We start from the raw sequence: 17920 nt of genomic DNA, 5'->3' as shown, positions 1-17920 counted from the left end.
CGAGATATCCTTGCTAGCCGCCTAGCCACCGCACAAACTATTTAGAATATTGCTCTTTGTCATATTTCGCGCTGTGGCGTTGTTGGCGTTACTCGGCTACTCGGGTCACGTACTTATTTCTCTCCATTCTTCGAACTGTAGCTGTGTTGCCTACACTCGCTAACCCTAGTCACATACTTGTGTATGCTTCTAGGGATTAGCTCCTTTGGCACCTTGCTACAATTCGAATAATTTAGAGAATTTAAGCGGATATAAACGCGTAAATAAAATCTACTAGAAATGTTCTATTTTTAGTGATTGATATTTAAGTTTATGTAAACTAACAAATAATAAGACCCACTAAAAAATAACTATTTTTGGTGGGCTTTTTTATTGGTTTTTTGGCTAAAAATGCAAGCGAGGTTATGACGGAAATGAATACTGTTAAGTGAATCGAGTTTTAATTCACTGACTAACATAAATAAGGATGAATATGTTTCCAATAAATCTAACTCGCCCATCTGTATCTCAAGCAATTGTCACTCCCGCAGTAGCTAGCTCGGAGCACTCTAATTTATCTGAGAGTCTCCAATGCATCAAAAACATATCTCAAACGGAAAATGTGTCTGCAAAAGTAAAACCAACATTGAAAAAAAGGTTGGGGCTAAAACTTAATTTTGCTGTACTTGCACAGCAATCCGCATTTGATAAATTACAGGTACAAACGACAAAAATTATCAATGAAAAAGGCATTGAATATGATACTCAAAAACGAGGGCAACTCTATCCTGAGATCGGTGCTGCGAAACAGACGCAAGTCTCTATTCTGAATAAAAATTGGGAAAGGGTCTTATTGTCAGCGAATCGATTAGCAGTTAATGATATGGGGCTTGCTATTCGCTGCCAGTATCCAAGGAATAATACGCAAGCGATTGAAAATCATTTAACTATGTTGGTTGATAATCGAGTGCCATTGCTGGTGGTATTATCATCAAATAATGAAATTAAGCCTTTTTTTGGTAGAGAAAAAAGTTTGCCTAGCTATTTTATTAGCTCAAAAAAATATGGTGAGATTAAAGTTAAATCCTTAAGAATAAGAGCAGATTATCAGGTTGATAGAAATCATCATTCAAAAAGTCAGCCTCCGTTAAAATTTAATCAATATAATTTAGAGATAAATGACCGGGGAAGAAAGCATCATTTGCCAGTGATTCACATTACTAATTGGGGGGATGGAAATACGATATCTACAGGGGAATTAAAAAAATTAAGTCGTATGGTGAATGTGTTGACCCATGGGAGTCTGATTAAACTAAAAAAATATCATAATGTGGAAATTGATGGAAAAAATAAACCGTTACCAGTTATCCATTGTAAAGCGGGCATAGGACGAACGGGAGTTTTAGCTGCGGCAATGCAATTAACTAAGAAAGATAATACACTCACAGTGGATGATGTTGTGACGGCGTTACGTACATCAGGGAATGCAAATATGGTACAGACGGAGGCTCAATACAATACATTGCTCGAGTTACAGCAATTTATTCAAGCCGCGCGGAAAATGTCTTCTTAAAAATAAAGCAGGTAAGCTGATACTCCTCAGCTTACCTCGATTGACTATTCTTGAACCTGAATTTGCTCGCTTCCCATAGAAACGACTTTTCCAGCTACAATCTTGCAGCGTTTGCGGGTCTCTACAACACCATCGACTTGCACAAGTCCATCAGCAATCATTGCTTTTGCCATCGCACCACTTTCAGCCCAACCTTCAGTTTTTAGTAGGTCGCATAGCTCAATATGAGGATGTCCATCAAGACGAAAAATTTCCATTGTTACTCCAAATTACATTAAATATCGTGGTACTCTTCGCACGCTTGTAGCGTATTTTGAATAAGAGTAGCCACTGTCATTGGTCCAACACCACCGGGCACTGGTGTGATCCAAGAGGCACGTTTTGACGCTTCATCAAAATCGACATCGCCAGTTACTTTGCCATTTTCTAAACGGTTAATACCGACATCAATAACAATAGCGCCTGGTTTAATCCATTCGCCCGGAATAAAATTCGGTTTACCAACCGCGACAACTAATAAATCAGCGCTGCGAACATGTTGTTCGAGATCTTTGGTAAAGCGATGAGTGACGGTCGTTGTGCAGCCTGCTAATAATAATTCAAGGCTCATTGGACGACCAACAATATTTGATGCGCCAATGATCACAGCATTTAAGCCGTAAGTATTAATATCATAACGTTCTAGTAGGGTAACAATCCCTCTAGGAGTACATGGGCGTAAGCGAGGAGCACGTTGGCATAAGCGACCCACGTTGTAAGGATGGAAACCATCAACGTCTTTATCTGGATGAATTCTTTCAATCACTTTGACATTATCAATGCCAGCTGGTAACGGCAATTGAACTAAAATGCCATCAATTTCTGGATCTTGATTGAGGTCATCGATAAGTTTCAGAAGCTCAGCTTCTGTTGTCGTGTCTGGCAAATCATAAGAACGAGATAAGAAACCGACTTCTTCACATGCGCGGCGTTTGCTGCCCACATAGATTTGAGAGGCTGGGTTTGCACCCACTAAAATCACGGCGAGTCCAGGAGCACGTTTGCCGTTGGCAACGCGAGTTTGTACTTTTTGAGCAACTTCCTGTCTAATTGCTTGCGCAATCGTTTTCCCATCAATAATTTTTGCTAACATCTGTAACTTAATCCATATATGAGACACGGGGGATGCCCCTATTTTGTCAGAACTTGCACCCCTTGTCAGTTCAAACTGTTATATAAAATGACCACATAGCTATTTTAGTAGCGAAAAGCCATTGACTCAGCGCTCAGCAACCGTATAATTCAACGCCATCAGCCAGATAGGCTGCCCGCATGTACAATGCGCCCTTAGCTCAGTTGGATAGAGCAACGGCCTTCTAAGCCGTAGGTCACAGGTTCGAATCCTGTAGGGCGTACCATTTCGAAGTCAATGGACATCAATCGATGTCTTTTTTATGCCTAAAATTCAGTGAATTAGCTGATTTTAACCTTTCTTCGTTCAACTGACGTCTACCTATATCAACCTACATCAAGTAATATTTGTTGGTATATGCGTTGGTACATACAGGTTCAATGAATTTTTATACCAACACAAACTCATGGGAGTTCCTATATGGCACTAACAGATGTGAAGGTAAGAACGGCAAAGCCTGCCGACAAAGGATACAAACTCACTGACGGTGAAGGGATGCACCTTTACGTGCATTCTAATGGTTCTAAATACTGGCGGTTACAATATCGATTCGACGGAAAACAAAAAACATTAGCACTTGGCGTCTACCCTGAAATTTCTTTAGCGGATGCAAGACAGCGTAGAGATGAAGCAAAACGTCAAATAGCTAACAATATTGACCCTTCAGAACAGAAAAAGCTTGAGAAGATAGAACGTAAATCAGCGGTTAATAATACATTTCAAGCTGTAACCCTTGAATGGCACGAGTATAAAAAACCAAACTGGTCTAAAGGTTATGCAGAAGATCTGATGGAGTCATTTGAAAATGACATTTTTCCTGATCTAGGTAAAAGGCCAATTGCTGAAATTAAGCCACTAGAAGTACTCAGTACGTTGCGTAAACTAGAAAAAAGGGGAGTGCTGGACAAGTTACGTAAGATCCGTCAAGCATGTAACCAAGTCTTCAGATATGCGATTGTAACGGGCAAAGCGGAATACAACCCTGCCTCTGAACTTGCTAGCGCATTAACACCTCCTAAAGCACAGCATTACCCTCATTTACTTGCTAATGAATTACCTGAGTTTCTTAATGCATTAAATCATTATTCAGGTAGCCCAATTACTCGGTTAGCAACTAAAATCCTGATGTTAACAGGCGTGAGAACTATTGAGCTGCGTTTAGCAGAATGGGGGGAGTTTGATTTCGAACGCTGTATTTGGGAGATCCCCAAAGAAAGAATGAAAATGCGACGCCCACATCTTGTTCCATTATCGACTCAAGTCATCACGGCATTACGTGAAGTTCATGCTATTACCGGACGTTATAAACTAGTATTCCCCGGTAGAAATGACATTACCAAGCCAATGAGCGAAGCGAGTGTTAATCAGGTCCTTAAACGTATTGGTTATCATGGAAAAGCAACTGGACATGGTTTTAGGCACACAATGAGCACTATCTTGCATGAGAAGGGATTCAATACTGCATGGATTGAGCTTCAACTCGCTCATGTTGATAAGAATACGATCCGTGGTACGTATAACCATGCTCAGTATATGGATGGACGGAGCCAAATGATGCAGTGGTATGCGGATTATATTGATGAGTTGGAGTGTGGGGTAGGGAATGTGATTAGTTTGAGTTTTAAGTAATGATTTTCATCTTTACCATAAAAGGTAAAGATGAAAATAGGTTTATTTTATATTTTCTTTGTGTTTTTCATAAATACTTATTTTTTTTGATTCAAGTATTTTCATTATAGATGCTTTTATTTTATTTATTTTACTGTTAGATGAACCTTTCCCATTGAACGATTTAAAATCAATCACTAGCTCCGCTGTTTCTACTTTTCTAGATGAAAATTCAGGGAACTCATAGGATATTTTACATTCTGCATTATATCCAATATCTTCCATTGTATAACTTGCAACTAGTTTAGATATTTTTAAATTCGGATGTAACTTTTTGTTAGTAAAGAAAATTGACTCACTTAAGGTTCCTTTTAATTTTAATTCATCAATATTTTTTTCTAGCCATTTTAAATCATCCGGAAAACTATTTGATGAATCAGGGTAAAAATCAACATCAATGATTTTTTGATAATAAAATTCATTTTGAAAGTGTGATTTTGCAATATCTTCTAAAAAAGCTATTCTTCCTGAATTATTAAAATGATTGAATTGAATTTTAAGCATTTCAGAATCTTGCTTAATATGCCCTTGAGATTTTAAATGAATATTAAGGTTTTTGAGTATCTTTTCAGCAACTAATTTTGTTTCATTTGATGTATGATTTAAAGAAATATTAACCTCTATTTTCTCAGAGGATTGTTTTTTCTCAAGCTCTATTCTTCCAGAAAAATACTGTTCAACTTCATCCCAAGAATTCATTAGGTCAATTCGCTTTATGCTAAAATCTAGAGCTATTGAATCTTCATTGTCATCCTTGACATAAAATCCAGAGATATTTTCAACGCTATAATTACAAAAAGGGTCATCAATCAACTCGTCTAAGTTGAGGTCATCGCCAATAGCATCAATTAATGTATCTTTAGAACTCCATTCTAAAGTTCGCATATTTACCTTAGAACTATGCTCTTTTGTTTTTATTTTTTCTTGTAATTCATTGAATTCTAAAGGAGTTATCAAGGACTTAATCAATAATGGAACTGTGTTGCTTTTATCGTCATTTGATACGAAAACACCACGCTGCCTTAAAACTGATTTGATGTCAGATTTACTTATTTTATTTTGTGATAAGAGCGTTTTTAAATTATCACCACTAGGTAATATATTATTAATCATAGATTAGCCTCTAAATGTTTCATGAAATGAACCAACCTCAAAATTAATATCTTCACCAACTACTAATTTTAATCTATCAATGCTTTCCTTTGCACTAAGTTCATTAAAGTCGTTGAAAAAAAACCTAAGTTCTTTAGATATATCTGAAACTAAATTACGCGTACAAGATATAAGTCTTTCCAAACTATCAGCAGAAAATGGTTCAGATGAAACTAAGCAAATGATTGGTTGTAAATTATTATTTCTTTCTATTACGAAAGGTAGGATTGGTGATGATATATATTCAACGGGTAATATCTTTCCGTAATATTTTTTATTGGGGCTGATTAAATTTAATGATGTTGGTGGGTAATAAAAATTTACATTTTCTATGCCATATTTTTTATTTATAAAAGTAATCCCATCATATAGAAATGAAGCTCTTTTGTTATCAATGACATGAATTATTCTAAACTTAAGGTCGTTATTTATTTGTGAGTTTTTTATCTTACTTAAAATATCTTGGTTGTTAGGGTCAGTATCGTTATTTATATAAAATAAAATACCAGAATCAACGTATTTATAACCACTGAGTTTATTATCAGTGGCAATTTGAGTATTTATATCCTTTTTTAAAGACGATTTAGAATAACATTCAATTGCAATTGCAATATCTTCAAAATGTGATTTGAAGTTTGATGGTATACTTTTATACGGATTTGATGAATATTTTGAGGAAATTAGAATGTTTTCTATAACTTTAGATTCTAGAGGGGAGTTATAAGCAAATAAGGCATCAATTCCATGGGTTTCCTTCTTGTGTTTTCGGGTATGACAGGTTACATATTTGTTTGTAGCATGGTTTTTCCAGCCGAATAGGTTCAGAAAGTGAGATACAATATCCTCTCCCTTATCGCCAACTAGCTTAGAAAATTCCCCCATATTTTTATCCCTTTAAAATTTATAGAATTAAAATCTATTTAGGTTGCACTTAATAGTTAAAGAAATCAAAAAAATGCGTTCTGATATTCTATAGCTATACATCTGTCTTACATCATATAAAAGCATTCTAAAACTGATTGGAATATGTAAATGACTTTATGCTAGTGTAGACGTTAATACATTAGCGTATCTAAAATATTTTGTCTTCCATTATGCCATAAATTTGATGGTATAATGGATTGTATTGTAGTTAAGTTCTATAGGTAATTGTAAGTATAGATGTTAATGGAATTTCATTTTATGGCAATTTTTGAGTATGCAATATGTAGCAGAACAAATAAACTTATCCATATAGATAACGTAATGAGTGGATTGAAATGCAACTGTGTTTGCCCCGGTTGTGGCGATAAAATGGTCGCTAGAAAAGGTAAAATCAAAGAACATCATTTTGCTCATTATATAGTGTCTGAAAAAGATTCATGTCGAATGACCATGATTCATAGATTTTTTCAAGAGTATTTTACAATATTGGATTTTCTTGAAATTCCTGAAATGGAAATGATTGCTCATGATACGATCATAAATATACCTAGAAGAAATTTACGAGTATTGAGTGCTCAAAAGGAAATTAAAATTGGGAGTTATCGTGCAGATGTGTTATTAAAAACTAGTATTGGTGAAATAATTATTGAAATTTGCGTTACACATAAAAGTACTCGAGAGAAAATTGATTATTTTAAAATAAATAACTTGGCAGCAATTGAATATGATTTTAGTGGTTATAAAGATAGGCCAATAGAAGAAGCTATAGCTGCATTGAAATATAATATTTTGAAATTCGAATGGGTCAGGTATTTTAAGAGTGAATATTATATTTCAAAAGTTATAAAAGAAAGATGCTATCTAAATGAGCTTGTAAAAAGTAAAGCTGAAAAAATATTTGAAAATTATGATGATGCTAAGCAATTATTTTTACCAGAATTAAAACATTGGGTTGAAATAGATTATGAAAATAAATCTCATAGATTAGAAATTACTCTTTTTAAGCGAGGTGTTTCTAGATTTGAGCACGTATATCAGTGTTTTTTTGAGGATTATTATGTTGTTGTATATACAAGGAAAAGTGGTTTTTTAAAAGTTCTATATTTGCCTAGTGGTTGTGATATTCCTCTTGGTTTTCGTAAAGAGAAAAATAGTGTATTAGTAAAAACAATTTCTCATGATCCAAGAATTATTGAATCAAGCTCATGGCTTCACTATGCTCCTTTACAAGAAAGGTTAAGTAATGTACATGATGAAGTATATGCTAAATTTAGCCATGTAAAAAAAGTTGAATGTACTTTATCACATTTGGCTGAAAGTTATTTACAATTTAATAAGGATAAGGCATTTGGTTTGTATTATAAGAAATGGCGAAAATGGTTAATTAAAAATAATATGGTGAGAAATGGGATAGGTTATAGTATAAAGATTCCTGATGTTTTAAAAACGTATAGAAATGATGCTAGTTTCTGGATGTTCAATTCTTGGTCTATTTTTGTGTTGGTGAATTTAATTCAAATAATAGACCAATTTGAACTTGGTAATAGTATTTCTTACGGTGAAATATTTAAGGGTTTAAGTGAACGTTTTTATTTAAATAATGAATATATTGATATCTTAAAAGAGGGGTTAGAGTGTGAATACATGTCAGAAAATAAAAAGAAGTTAATTATAGTTCCGCATATTATTCGCTCAATGGTGAGCAGTTTTATTAGTTATGGATATATTCAAGTTTTCGATGATTATTTAGTTAAAAATATTAATTTGTTGCCTTTATTAGCTTGTGAATTTCATAAGGTAAATGAAATTAAATTTCCTTCAGAAACTGGCAAATCGATAGTTAGTTAAGTTATAAGGTGTTTGGGTTTCATCTAATAATAGATAGCAGAAATACTGTTGCATTTTAGAATTCATCAAATATTTTTTAATATTAATTATCAATGAATTAGTTGCCACTAAGTGGTTTTTTTGTGTTTTTGACTCATTCAGTATCCGTCTTATGTATCCCATAGTTATAATATACAAATAGTTTATATATGTTTTGACATATATGTTCAGGGTGTGTATTTTTAAATTATAAGTAAAGGAGCATACATGGAACCATTACAACTGTTTAAAATTTTAGGTGATCAAACAAGGCTCGATATCGTGTTGCTTTTGAAAGCATCTGGTGAGCTATGCGTCTGTGATATCTATACGGCCTTGAATTTATCGCAACCAAAGACTTCTCGGCACCTAGCAATGCTAAGAGAATCAGATCTTTTGCTCGACTCAAAACATGGTAAATGGGTTCATTATCGGTTATCTCCGGCATTACTACCGTGGGTGAAAAGTGTCATTGATGTCACTTACGCCACAGAGAAAAATAGAGTTGCAGATTTGCTCAAACGCCTAGAGACAAAAGAATCTGCGAGTAGTTGTTCCGCATAAAATTTTTTAAATTAATACATATGAAAAAACATATATAAGGTTGAGGTATGAAAAAACTAGAAGTCTTTGACCCAGCGTTATGTTGTAGCACTGGTGTTTGTGGAACAGAAGTCGATCAAGCATTGGTAGACTTCGCAACAGATGTGGATTGGTTAAAAAAACAAGGGGCAAATATAAGGCGTTTTAATTTAGCACAAGAGCCAATGGCGTTCGTTAACAACACAAAAGCAAAAACATTTTTGGAAACCGCAGGTGCCGAGTCACTTCCACTATTGATTCTGGATGGTGAGATTGTGCTGACTGGTCGATACCCAAAACGACATGAGCTAGCAAGATGGTTTGGTATTCGACCGAATATTGAAAAAGCCGAAATTGTTAAATCGTGTTGTGGTAATGGTAAAACGTGTTGTTAACAGGAGCAATAAAATGAAATTTTTAGATAACACACCTAATTATTTATTTTTTACTGGAAAAGGTGGTGTGGGTAAAACCTCTATTTCCTGTGCGACCGCAATTAAGTTGGCTGAAAAAGGGAAAAAAGTCTTACTGGTGAGCACTGATCCAGCTTCTAACGTTGGGCAAGTATTCTCTCAATCGATAGGCAACAATATTAAGCCAGTAACATTGGTTCCAAATCTATTTGCTATTGAAATAGACCCTCAAGCCGCAGCCGAAGAATATCGAAACAAAATTATTAATCCAATCAAAGAAAGTTTACCTGAAGCGGTAATTCAAAGTATTACGGAACAGCTATCAGGTGCCTGTACCACAGAGATTGCAGCTTTCGATGAATTTACTGGATTGTTAACTAATACCGAAATTACGGGGCAATTTGACCATATCATTTTTGATACCGCACCAACGGGGCATACCATCCGTTTATTACAACTCCCGAGTGCATGGAGTGATTTTATTAGTGACAATCCTGATGGTGCGTCATGTTTAGGGCCAATGTCTGGTCTTGATAAACAACGTGAGCAGTACAGCATGGCGGTGGAAGCGTTGAGTGATAAATCACTAACAAGGCTAGTCTTAGTTGCACGACCTCAGTTTGCCGCATTGAGGGAAGTCGCAAGAACCTATAGCGAGTTATCATCTCTGGGGATCAAAAATCAACAATTGATTGTCAATGGTGTTTTCCCTGAAACGGCGATGACTGAAAATGATAAGTTATCCCATGCGCTCTACTCTCGTGAACAAGCGGCATTAGCGTCTATGCCAGAAGCACTACGCTCGTTACCTGTCGATATTCTTTATTTACAAAATATCAATATGGTGGGTGTCGATGCACTGAAGCAGTTGTTATCTAATGACTTACCACAAGTTCCAACTATTACCTCGACAAAACAACCTATTTCTTTACCTACCTTGTCAGAACTGGTTGGCGAAATATCTCAGCAACAGCATGGGCTGATTATGTTAATGGGTAAAGGTGGTGTAGGGAAAACAACGATTGCGGCCTCAATCGCAGTTAAATTGGCAGAAAAAGGGCTTGATGTACATCTAACTACATCTGATCCAGCTGCGCATATTGAATCAACCCTCGATGGTGTTTTACCCAATCTTCAAGTTAGCCGAATTGACCCTATCGCTGAAACTGAGCGTTATCGTAATTATGTCTTAGAAACCAGAGGGAAAGATTTAGATGCCGAGGGACGTGCATTACTTGAGGAAGATTTACGCTCTCCATGCACAGAAGAAATTGCGGTATTTCAGGCTTTTTCTCGCATCATTAGAGACGCGGGTAAACGTTTTGTCGTCATGGATACTGCGCCGACTGGGCATACATTATTACTTCTGGATGCAACAGGGGCATATCATAAAGAAATTGCTAAAAAAATGGGCGAAAAAGGCCATTATTTAACGCCGATGATGCAATTACAAGATCCTGAACGCACCAAAGTTATTATTACGACACTCGCTGAAACTACGCCTGTGCTTGAGGCGGAGAACTTACAAAATGATTTAATACGGGCAGATATACATCCGTGGGCGTGGGTAATCAATAACAGTCTATCTATCACAGAAACAACATCACCATTGTTACTTTCAAGAGCTGAACAGGAAGTCGCTCAGATTAAAAAAGTGACATCAACATTGGCAAAACGTGTTGCTATTGTTCCTTTGCTTGAAACAGAGCCTGTGGGGATATCTGCATTAAGTCAGCTTGCAGAGTAAGTTTTATTTTCTAAAAATAAAAGGTGCGGAAAAGCACCTTTTAAATGAGGTTGTTATGTTTATTGCCGCATTGATTTTTATTTTAACGATCACCTTTGTTATTTGGCAACCCAAAGGACTGGGTATTGGCTGGAGTGCCACAGTAGGGGCTGTATTGGCACTGATCTTTGGTGTGATCAGTTTTCAAGATATTCCTATTGTTTGGAACATTGTTTGGAATGCCACGGCGACATTTGTTGCCGTAATTATCATTAGCCTACTTTTAGATGAAAGTGGTTTCTTTGAATGGGCTGCATTACATGTTGCCAAATGGGGTGGGGGTAAAGGAAAACTGTTATTCAGTTATATCGTGTTACTTGGTGCAACGGTTGCGGCCTTGTTTGCCAATGATGGCGCAGCATTGATATTAACGCCCATTGTGATTGCGATGTTATTGGCACTTGGTTTCAACAAAGGCACGACATTAGCATTTGTCATGGCTGCCGGGTTTATTGCAGATACGGCGAGCTTGCCGCTGATTGTTTCGAACCTTGTGAATATCGTTTCTGCGGACTTCTTTAATATTGGATTTACGGAATATGCATCGATTATGGTGCCAGTGGATATTGCTGCAATTATTGCAACATTAGCGATGCTGCATTGGTTTTTCCGCAAAGATATTCCTAAACAATATGATGTTACCAAACTGAGTGAACCGACTTTAGCCATTAAGGACATGACAACGTTTAAAACAGGTTGGCTGGTATTGGTACTGCTACTTATTGGTTTCTTTGTCTTAGAACCATTAGGTATTCCAATCAGTGCAATTGCGGCTATTGGCGCTTTAATTCTTTGGGTGATTGCAGCCAGAGGCCATACGATTAATACCAAAAAAGTATTACGTGGAGCACCGTGGCAAATCGTCATTTTCTCTTTAGGTATGTACTTGGTTGTTTATGGTTTAAGAAATGCAGGGTTAACCGATTATCTTTCTGAAACGCTCAATTACCTTGCAGACAAAGGGTTATGGGTAGCAACAATTGGTACGGGATTTATAACTGCATTTTTATCCTCAATAATGAATAACATGCCAACGGTGTTAATTGGTGCGCTATCCATAGAAGGAAGTGAAGCATCAGGGTTAATTCAACAAGCGATGGTGTATGCCAATGTGATTGGCGCCGATTTAGGTCCAAAAATCACACCAATAGGTAGCTTGGCGACATTGTTGTGGCTGCATGTTTTATCGCAAAAAAACATGACCATTACATGGGGATATTATTTCAAAACCGGGATTATCATGACTATCCCTGTGCTCATTGTCACACTCGTTGCTTTAGTACTTCGACTTTCACTGTTAAATTAAAGGTAACCCCATGAATGAGATCACTATCTACCATAACCCCAATTGTGGCACTTCGCGTAATACCCTTGCCATGATCCGCAATAGTGGTGTTGAGCCAACGATTATTCATTACCTAGAAACACCTCCGACTAAGGATGTGTTAGTGCAACTTATCGCCGATATGAAAATCACAGTCAGCGAATTACTACGGAAAAATGTTGAGCCCTATGAGCAATTAAATTTAGAAAATAACCTTTATTCCGATGAGCAATTGATTGATTTTATGTTGCAGTACCCGATACTGATTAATAGGCCGATTGTAGTCACTCCGCTAGGCGTAAAGTTGTGCAGGCCTTCAGAGGTAGTGTTAGATATATTGCCTAATCAGCAACAAAGTGAATTTATCAAGGAAGATGGTCAAATAGTGATTGGTAGTCACGATGTAAAAATTCAAATGAAGAGGCCAGTTAAGCATAAACCCTAAGAAAGTGAATGAGATTGAGTGTTGTTGGCAACTTCAACACTCTGTATGTGTTTGTGCTGTTAATTAAATAAAATATGTTGTTGTGAATAATACATAATCATTCATTATTATCTCCAGCCCCTGGTTCTCCATCTGCTTGCCAATGATCCTCTCCACCAGCTGGTAACTATTCTTGATATAGGGATGAAGCATTCCGTGAGCGACAGTAAGTTTGGTAAGTCCATTCAGTCAGAGTTGGTAAAGGCGTAGCAATGTCTCATAAAGAGCATGATACTTTCTCATTGTTGAGTTTTCAGTGTGACTTAAATGTTGGTGTTACTAACGCAGAATAGGAGAGTGATGTGATGGTTAGACTCTGGATTCGGCAATACGTGCTTGTAACCAATTTTCAACTTCGCTCTTTAACCAACGAGAACTACGCCCCAGTTTTATCGGCTTTGGAAACTCCCCATCTTGGATCAATTTATAAAACCATTTATCTGTTAGTCCGGTTAAGCGGGTTATAAATTTCATATCAACGAATTGGTCATCTAATAAGGGAATCGCTTGAGTGCTCATTATTGAACTCCTGTCTTTAAAGTTAAAAGGCAGAAGGGATATCGATGAATATTTAGGGATATCTCTCTTCCAAAAGATATCCCCCTCATGTTTTTTATTGGTAGATTAACGGCTGCACCCAAAAGAACGCTCGCCATCACCATAATATTTTGTATGCTCTTTGGCTAAGTAACGACAACGCTGGTTTAATTTGAATATCGCACTTTCATTGTGGGTTTCATTATTATCTAGCCAAGTAACGGCGTTGTCCGGGATATGAACTAAATAACGCTTATCAGGATGGTTTACACCAATAGCACTACACCATGCTTGTTGTACTAATGCATAGAGCGTCCCTTTGGTTTTAATAAAATCACCTAGGTTCCAATAAACATCTTTATTTAATAGCAAAAGTACATGGTAGTGTTTTTTGTTTTTTATCTCACCAAACTCTCTGACCCATACATAAAACAAAGGGCATGAATGGTTACGCTTCCATATTTTATTTTTACGTTTTAGGTCAGCATTTATTTTTGCTTTTAACGATTCAAAAAATCGGGTGATGGCATTGGAGTCACTTAAGTGAATTATATCCGATGAAGGAAATCGCAAGTCCACTCGAATAGCAGTAACTCGATTATAGGTTGAGAGTGATTTACGGATGGTGTGGTTTATCTTTTGAATGTAATGCTCGTTGTAGGTGTTTCTAGACATGATTGATACCTTTGGTTGGTTTTATTTTCATATCTAGAATGGATGTTGTTAAAAATAAGAATTCATCACTTTAGAAAAATGATGAGCATATGAATTAGTGAGTCAGTGACAGGGTAATGATTAATGTTCTAGGTGTAGTTATGGGATAGGTTTTCTTTATTAAGATAATACTATACCAACACGGCAAGGCTCTTCTCTATCTCATCACCGATGACCGTGACAGAGCGCTTTTGAACAAAGGTGAACTGATACTTTTTCAAGTAGTTCAACTCTGATATTAGCTTATCTAAAGATTAGTCTTCATTCTAATAATAATTTGTGTGGTTATAGTGATTTTCAACACATAAATACTGATTGTTATGTAGCATAATAACATCTTAAATACTACGTAAAATACAGCGTAAAGGTCTGCAAAAAATACTAGGTGGAGAGAGTGTATGATAAGTGTAGATGTAAATGATAATTATTTGGAGTGTAGACAATATTATGCTGTCCTATTCTGTATGCTTTCAGAAAAAACACTATTACCTGAAGATTTTTATAAAATGATTATCGAGGCAAGAGGTAAGAATGTTAATACGTTAATTCGTGAGTTGAATCAGCATGTCGGGAATGTCTTAAATAATGTTGATCATTATTTAAGAAAGGTGGAGAGAAAAACTATTCCAATAGAACAACTATCTTTTTTAAGGGATGAAAGAATATCATTTGTTATCTTAAACTTTCTCATGAAGTCGTATAATAAATACCTTATAGAAATGGGTCATAAATCAATTATGGCTGGAGTGTATAATTATTCACCTTTAAATTTGATGCCAATGATGGGTAAAAATATACCTTTTCATTATATTGTTTGTTTTTTGGATTTTATAGTTTTATTTATGACCCCTAAAGATTTTAATGCGATAGTTTTTCAAATGAGAGATAAAGCTTCATCTATTACCAAAGAATATCCAGATCCTTTTTCATTTTTGTCAAAAAAAACTGAAGCGTTAAAATGGATAGGAGAGAGGATGATGCGCGAAAATATTGCTGCTGATGATGATGTTAATGTTCTTATTAAAAATCAGAAATGGAAAATAATTGTTTCCTGTTTTGATTATTGGGCTGTTATTTCAACCGTAGAACGTGTAAAGCTTTTTTTATTTCAAACAAGGAAGGCATGGAGCCAAAAAAAGTATCGTGATGGAGTTAAAGATAAGGCTGTACTCAATACGTATATTTCAAAATCATCTATGTTGAAATTAAAAGAAATAGCTAAAAATCATAATAAAAATATTAACGAAATTATCGAGGCGATGATTGAAGAAATTGTTTTGCCACGAGATCCACTTAAAGAACTCATATCGTTAGTTGAAAAGAAAAATTAAAACAATTTCAAATATATATTATTACCTTGAATGATGATGAATTTATTTTCAAGGAAGCAATATGAACGAATATCCTGAATTAGGAAGGGTTATTTCTGCCTTTCCTGCTTCATTTAAAAATCTGTTTTTCAACCAACTCAACTACCTAATAAACTACTCCCCCACCATCGGCCTGATGGGTAAAACCGGAGCAGGAAAATCCAGCCTTATCAACGCACTATTCCAATCGACATTATCACCCGTGAATAATGTCTCTGGCTGCACACGCCAAGCCCAACGCTTCAGTATGAAGATGAACAACCATACGCTCACCTTTATTGATTTACCCGGCGTGGGGGAAAGCCTTGAGCGAGATAAAGAATACCACCAGCTCTATCGTAGTTTATTGCCAGAACTGGATTTAATCATTTGGGTACTCAAAGCGGATGACAGAGCATGGTCTTCGGATGAACAGTGTTATCGCTTTCTCACTGAGCAATGCGGTTATCAACCTAAGAGATTTCTATTTGTGCTGAACCAAGCCGACAAGATAGAGCCCTGTCGCCAGTGGGATGAAGTGTGCCAGCAACCATCCTCTGAGCAAGTAGCTAACTTGGAATTGAAGCAACAAGCCGTGATAACCGCATTTAAGCCGCATCATCCTGTGATGACGGTTTCTGCGGCAGAAGGTTACCAACTGACTGAATTAGCAGAGCAATTAATACAGGTATTACCGGCAGAGGCTAGTAGCGGTGTCGCTAGGCAACTGAGCAGTACTTACCGAACGCAATCCATAGAAACTTCAGCACGTAACGATTTTGGGCAATGTATCAGTGATATTGTTGATACTTTAATCGACATCATTCCCTTGCCACCATTGATAAAAAGTACGATTGATACGGTCAAAAATAGTATCGTTTCCGTCGCTAAATCCCTGTGGAGTTTTTTCTTTTAACTTCTTAAATTAACACAACATTGATGACATCAAGCGCTAGTCCTTAACGGGATTGGCGCTTTTTTATTTCTTTTTACTGGAGTCTCAACTTATGAGTAACACAACTGAATCCGCTATTGCAATGACACTCGTTCCCGATGAACAGCGCCTTGATTTTTGGTTCAACCATTTTGGTGCAGTTAAAGGCTGGGCCACCTTTGAAGTGGTGATCTTCACCACTATGGGCCAATTCTGCGATGAGTATCATGGCGGTTACTGGGAGTACGGCTCGCTCAATAATGGTGGTGCCTTTATCTACCCCGATATCAACATGGACACCTTAACACTATTCAACATGCACAACGGCAATGAAGCCACCGTGAGCCAAGAGGCGGCAGGCATTGCGGTATGCCTGATCTTGTACAGCATCTGGTCATTCCAAACGGAAAGCGAAGTGATGTGCGACCGCTTTTATCAGCTGCGTGACTACGCTTCACAACATCCCGAATCCTCTGCCATTTTCCACTTAATTGATTAATCCGGAGTTTTATCATGAGTTTATTAGCTTCGCGTTTTGGCTCTGCTAACAGTATTCGCCGTGACCGTCCACTCACCATCGAAGAGTTATTCCGTACTGTACCGAGTGTATTTTCTGAAGAGAAGCACGATTCACGTAGTGAACGGTACACTTACATTCCCACCATCACCTTGTTAGATAGCCTACAAAAAGAAGGCTTTTATCCGTTCTTTGCCTGCCAAACTCGGGTACGCGATGTTAGCCGTCGAGAGCACACCAAGCATATGTTGAGGCTACGTCGCCATGACCAAATCACGGGCGTACAAGTGCCTGAAATTATTCTGCTTAATAGCCATGATGGTTCAAGCAGCTATCAGATGTTGCCGGGACTCTTTAGAGCCGTGTGTTCTAACGGTTTGGTGTGCGGTGATGTGTTAGGGGAAGTGCGAGTACCTCATAAAGGGGATGTGGTGGGGAAAGTGATTGAAGGGGCGTATGAGGTACTCGATACGTTTGAGCAAGTGGCTGAAAAACGCGAAAGTATGCAGTCGTTATTGTTACCTTCACCCGCTCAGCACGCTTTTGCTGAAGCGGCTTTGACCTACCGCTTTGGTGAAGAGTTCCAGCCTGTCACGCGAGAGCAAATTCTACAGCCTCGACGCGTTGAAGATAAGAAAGAAGATCTTTGGACGGTGTACCAACGTTTACAAGAGAACTTAATTAGAGGGGGATTATCAGGCAGAACTGCAAAAGGTAAACGCGCTCGTACTCGTTCGGTGAATGGGATTGATGGCGATATTAAACTCAATAAAGCCCTGTGGGTGATGGCAGATACCTTATTTAACCAACTCGCCCCTCGCCAGCCCAACTAATTTTCCCGCCCTGACAGGTTGTGTCGTTACGCCTCACTTTCCTATCGTTTAAATAAACAGCATGGCGTTATTTATCAATGAATTACTTATAGTCATTTTTCACTAAAAAGCCCA

The 17920-nt window shown here is 37.1% G+C and carries 18 protein-coding genes and 1 tRNA gene; 13 read left to right on the top strand and 6 right to left on the bottom strand.

Annotation, left to right across the window (positions count from 1 at the left end; translation table 11 throughout):
- Positions 1 to 472: 472 nt before the first annotated feature.
- Positions 473 to 1552 (top strand): protein-tyrosine phosphatase family protein, encoded by a 1080-nt coding sequence (locus tag PR761_RS13720; protein ID WP_112837259.1) that lies wholly within the window; start codon positions 473 to 475, stop codon positions 1550 to 1552.
- 44 nt (positions 1553 to 1596) lie between these two features.
- Here PR761_RS13720 and ybcJ read toward each other — a convergent pair whose 3' ends face one another.
- Positions 1597 to 1809, bottom strand: a complete 213-nt coding sequence (gene ybcJ / locus PR761_RS13715) for a ribosome-associated protein YbcJ (protein ID WP_006815091.1) — start codon at positions 1807 to 1809, stop codon at positions 1597 to 1599.
- A 17-nt stretch (positions 1810 to 1826) separates the two neighbouring features.
- Positions 1827 to 2684 carry a bifunctional methylenetetrahydrofolate dehydrogenase/methenyltetrahydrofolate cyclohydrolase FolD gene (folD, locus tag PR761_RS13710; protein WP_006815090.1) on the bottom strand — a complete coding sequence of 286 codons (858 nt, stop codon included), beginning with the start codon at positions 2682 to 2684 and terminating at the stop codon, positions 1827 to 1829.
- Between the two features lie 188 nt (positions 2685 to 2872).
- Here folD and PR761_RS13705 point away from each other — a divergent pair.
- Both PR761_RS13705 and PR761_RS13700 read left to right on the top strand, forming a co-directional pair.
- Positions 2873 to 2949 (top strand) — tRNA-Arg (locus PR761_RS13705).
- Between the two features lie 194 nt (positions 2950 to 3143).
- Positions 3144 to 4352 carry a tyrosine-type recombinase/integrase gene (locus PR761_RS13700; RefSeq protein WP_154610677.1) on the top strand — a complete coding sequence of 403 codons (1209 nt, stop codon included), beginning with the start codon at positions 3144 to 3146 and terminating at the stop codon, positions 4350 to 4352.
- Between the two features lie 42 nt (positions 4353 to 4394).
- Here PR761_RS13700 and gapS4b read toward each other — a convergent pair whose 3' ends face one another.
- Both gapS4b and gapS4a read right to left on the bottom strand, forming a co-directional pair.
- A complete protein-coding gene (gene gapS4b, locus PR761_RS13695) occupies positions 4395 to 5504 on the bottom strand; it encodes a GapS4b family protein (RefSeq protein WP_154610676.1) in 1110 nt (369 codons plus the stop codon).
- A gap of 3 nt (positions 5505 to 5507) precedes the next feature.
- Positions 5508 to 6425, bottom strand: a complete 918-nt coding sequence (gene gapS4a / locus PR761_RS13690) for a GapS4a family protein (protein WP_110732138.1) — start codon at positions 6423 to 6425, stop codon at positions 5508 to 5510.
- Between the two features lie 300 nt (positions 6426 to 6725).
- Between gapS4a and PR761_RS13685 the strand changes: the two genes are divergently transcribed.
- From PR761_RS13685 to arsC, 6 genes are all read left to right on the top strand, one after another.
- A complete protein-coding gene (locus PR761_RS13685) occupies positions 6726 to 8315 on the top strand; it encodes a competence protein CoiA family protein (protein ID WP_154610675.1) in 1590 nt (529 codons plus the stop codon).
- Between the two features lie 246 nt (positions 8316 to 8561).
- A complete protein-coding gene (locus PR761_RS13680; protein ID WP_154610674.1) occupies positions 8562 to 8897 on the top strand; it encodes a metalloregulator ArsR/SmtB family transcription factor in 336 nt (111 codons plus the stop codon).
- Positions 8898 to 8944: 47 nt separating this feature from the next.
- A complete protein-coding gene (gene arsD / locus PR761_RS13675) occupies positions 8945 to 9310 on the top strand; it encodes an arsenite efflux transporter metallochaperone ArsD (RefSeq protein ID WP_036975222.1) in 366 nt (121 codons plus the stop codon).
- A 13-nt stretch (positions 9311 to 9323) separates the two neighbouring features.
- Positions 9324 to 11075, top strand: a complete 1752-nt coding sequence (gene arsA / locus PR761_RS13670; protein ID WP_154610673.1) for an arsenical pump-driving ATPase — start codon at positions 9324 to 9326, stop codon at positions 11073 to 11075.
- 55 nt (positions 11076 to 11130) lie between these two features.
- Entirely contained in the window at positions 11131 to 12420 is a 1290-nt protein-coding gene (locus PR761_RS13665; protein WP_036975217.1) for an arsenic transporter, read from the top strand.
- Positions 12421 to 12430: 10 nt separating this feature from the next.
- Positions 12431 to 12883: a glutaredoxin-dependent arsenate reductase gene (gene arsC / locus PR761_RS13660; RefSeq protein WP_036975215.1), complete on the top strand. Its 453-nt coding sequence runs from the start codon at positions 12431 to 12433 to the stop codon at positions 12881 to 12883.
- Positions 12884 to 13231: 348 nt separating this feature from the next.
- On the opposite strand, the gene PR761_RS13655 is transcribed toward arsC, so the two are convergent.
- Together PR761_RS13655 and PR761_RS13650 are read right to left on the bottom strand one after the other, a co-directional pair.
- On the bottom strand, positions 13232 to 13441 hold the full coding sequence (locus PR761_RS13655; RefSeq protein ID WP_036968140.1) for a helix-turn-helix transcriptional regulator: 210 nt from the start codon (positions 13439 to 13441) through the stop codon (positions 13232 to 13234).
- A 105-nt stretch (positions 13442 to 13546) separates the two neighbouring features.
- Positions 13547 to 14134: an inovirus Gp2 family protein gene (locus PR761_RS13650; protein WP_036975213.1), complete on the bottom strand. Its 588-nt coding sequence runs from the start codon at positions 14132 to 14134 to the stop codon at positions 13547 to 13549.
- A 437-nt stretch (positions 14135 to 14571) separates the two neighbouring features.
- On the opposite strand from PR761_RS13650, the gene PR761_RS13645 reads away from it, so the two are divergent.
- The 4 genes from PR761_RS13645 to PR761_RS13630 all read left to right on the top strand — a co-directional run bounded on the left by PR761_RS13645 (position 14572) and on the right by PR761_RS13630 (position 17806).
- Positions 14572 to 15504 (top strand): hypothetical protein, encoded by a 933-nt coding sequence (locus PR761_RS13645; RefSeq protein ID WP_112860536.1) that lies wholly within the window; start codon positions 14572 to 14574, stop codon positions 15502 to 15504.
- A 61-nt stretch (positions 15505 to 15565) separates the two neighbouring features.
- Entirely contained in the window at positions 15566 to 16438 is an 873-nt protein-coding gene (locus PR761_RS13640; RefSeq protein ID WP_154610672.1) for a GTPase family protein, read from the top strand.
- 91 nt (positions 16439 to 16529) lie between these two features.
- Positions 16530 to 16955, top strand: coding sequence for an antirestriction protein (locus tag PR761_RS13635; RefSeq protein ID WP_154610671.1), 426 nt, complete (start codon positions 16530 to 16532; stop codon positions 16953 to 16955).
- A gap of 14 nt (positions 16956 to 16969) precedes the next feature.
- The gene (locus PR761_RS13630) at positions 16970 to 17806 is read left to right on the top strand and encodes a DUF932 domain-containing protein (protein WP_154610670.1); all 837 of its coding nucleotides are present in this window, start codon (positions 16970 to 16972) and stop codon (positions 17804 to 17806) included.
- Positions 17807 to 17920 lie beyond the last annotated feature (114 nt).

Origin of the sequence: Providencia sp. PROV210 (assembly GCF_028479445.1) — a bacterium.
Taxonomy (GTDB): domain Bacteria; phylum Pseudomonadota; class Gammaproteobacteria; order Enterobacterales; family Enterobacteriaceae; genus Providencia; species Providencia rustigianii.
This window is presented reverse-complemented; position numbering and strand designations above follow the sequence as displayed.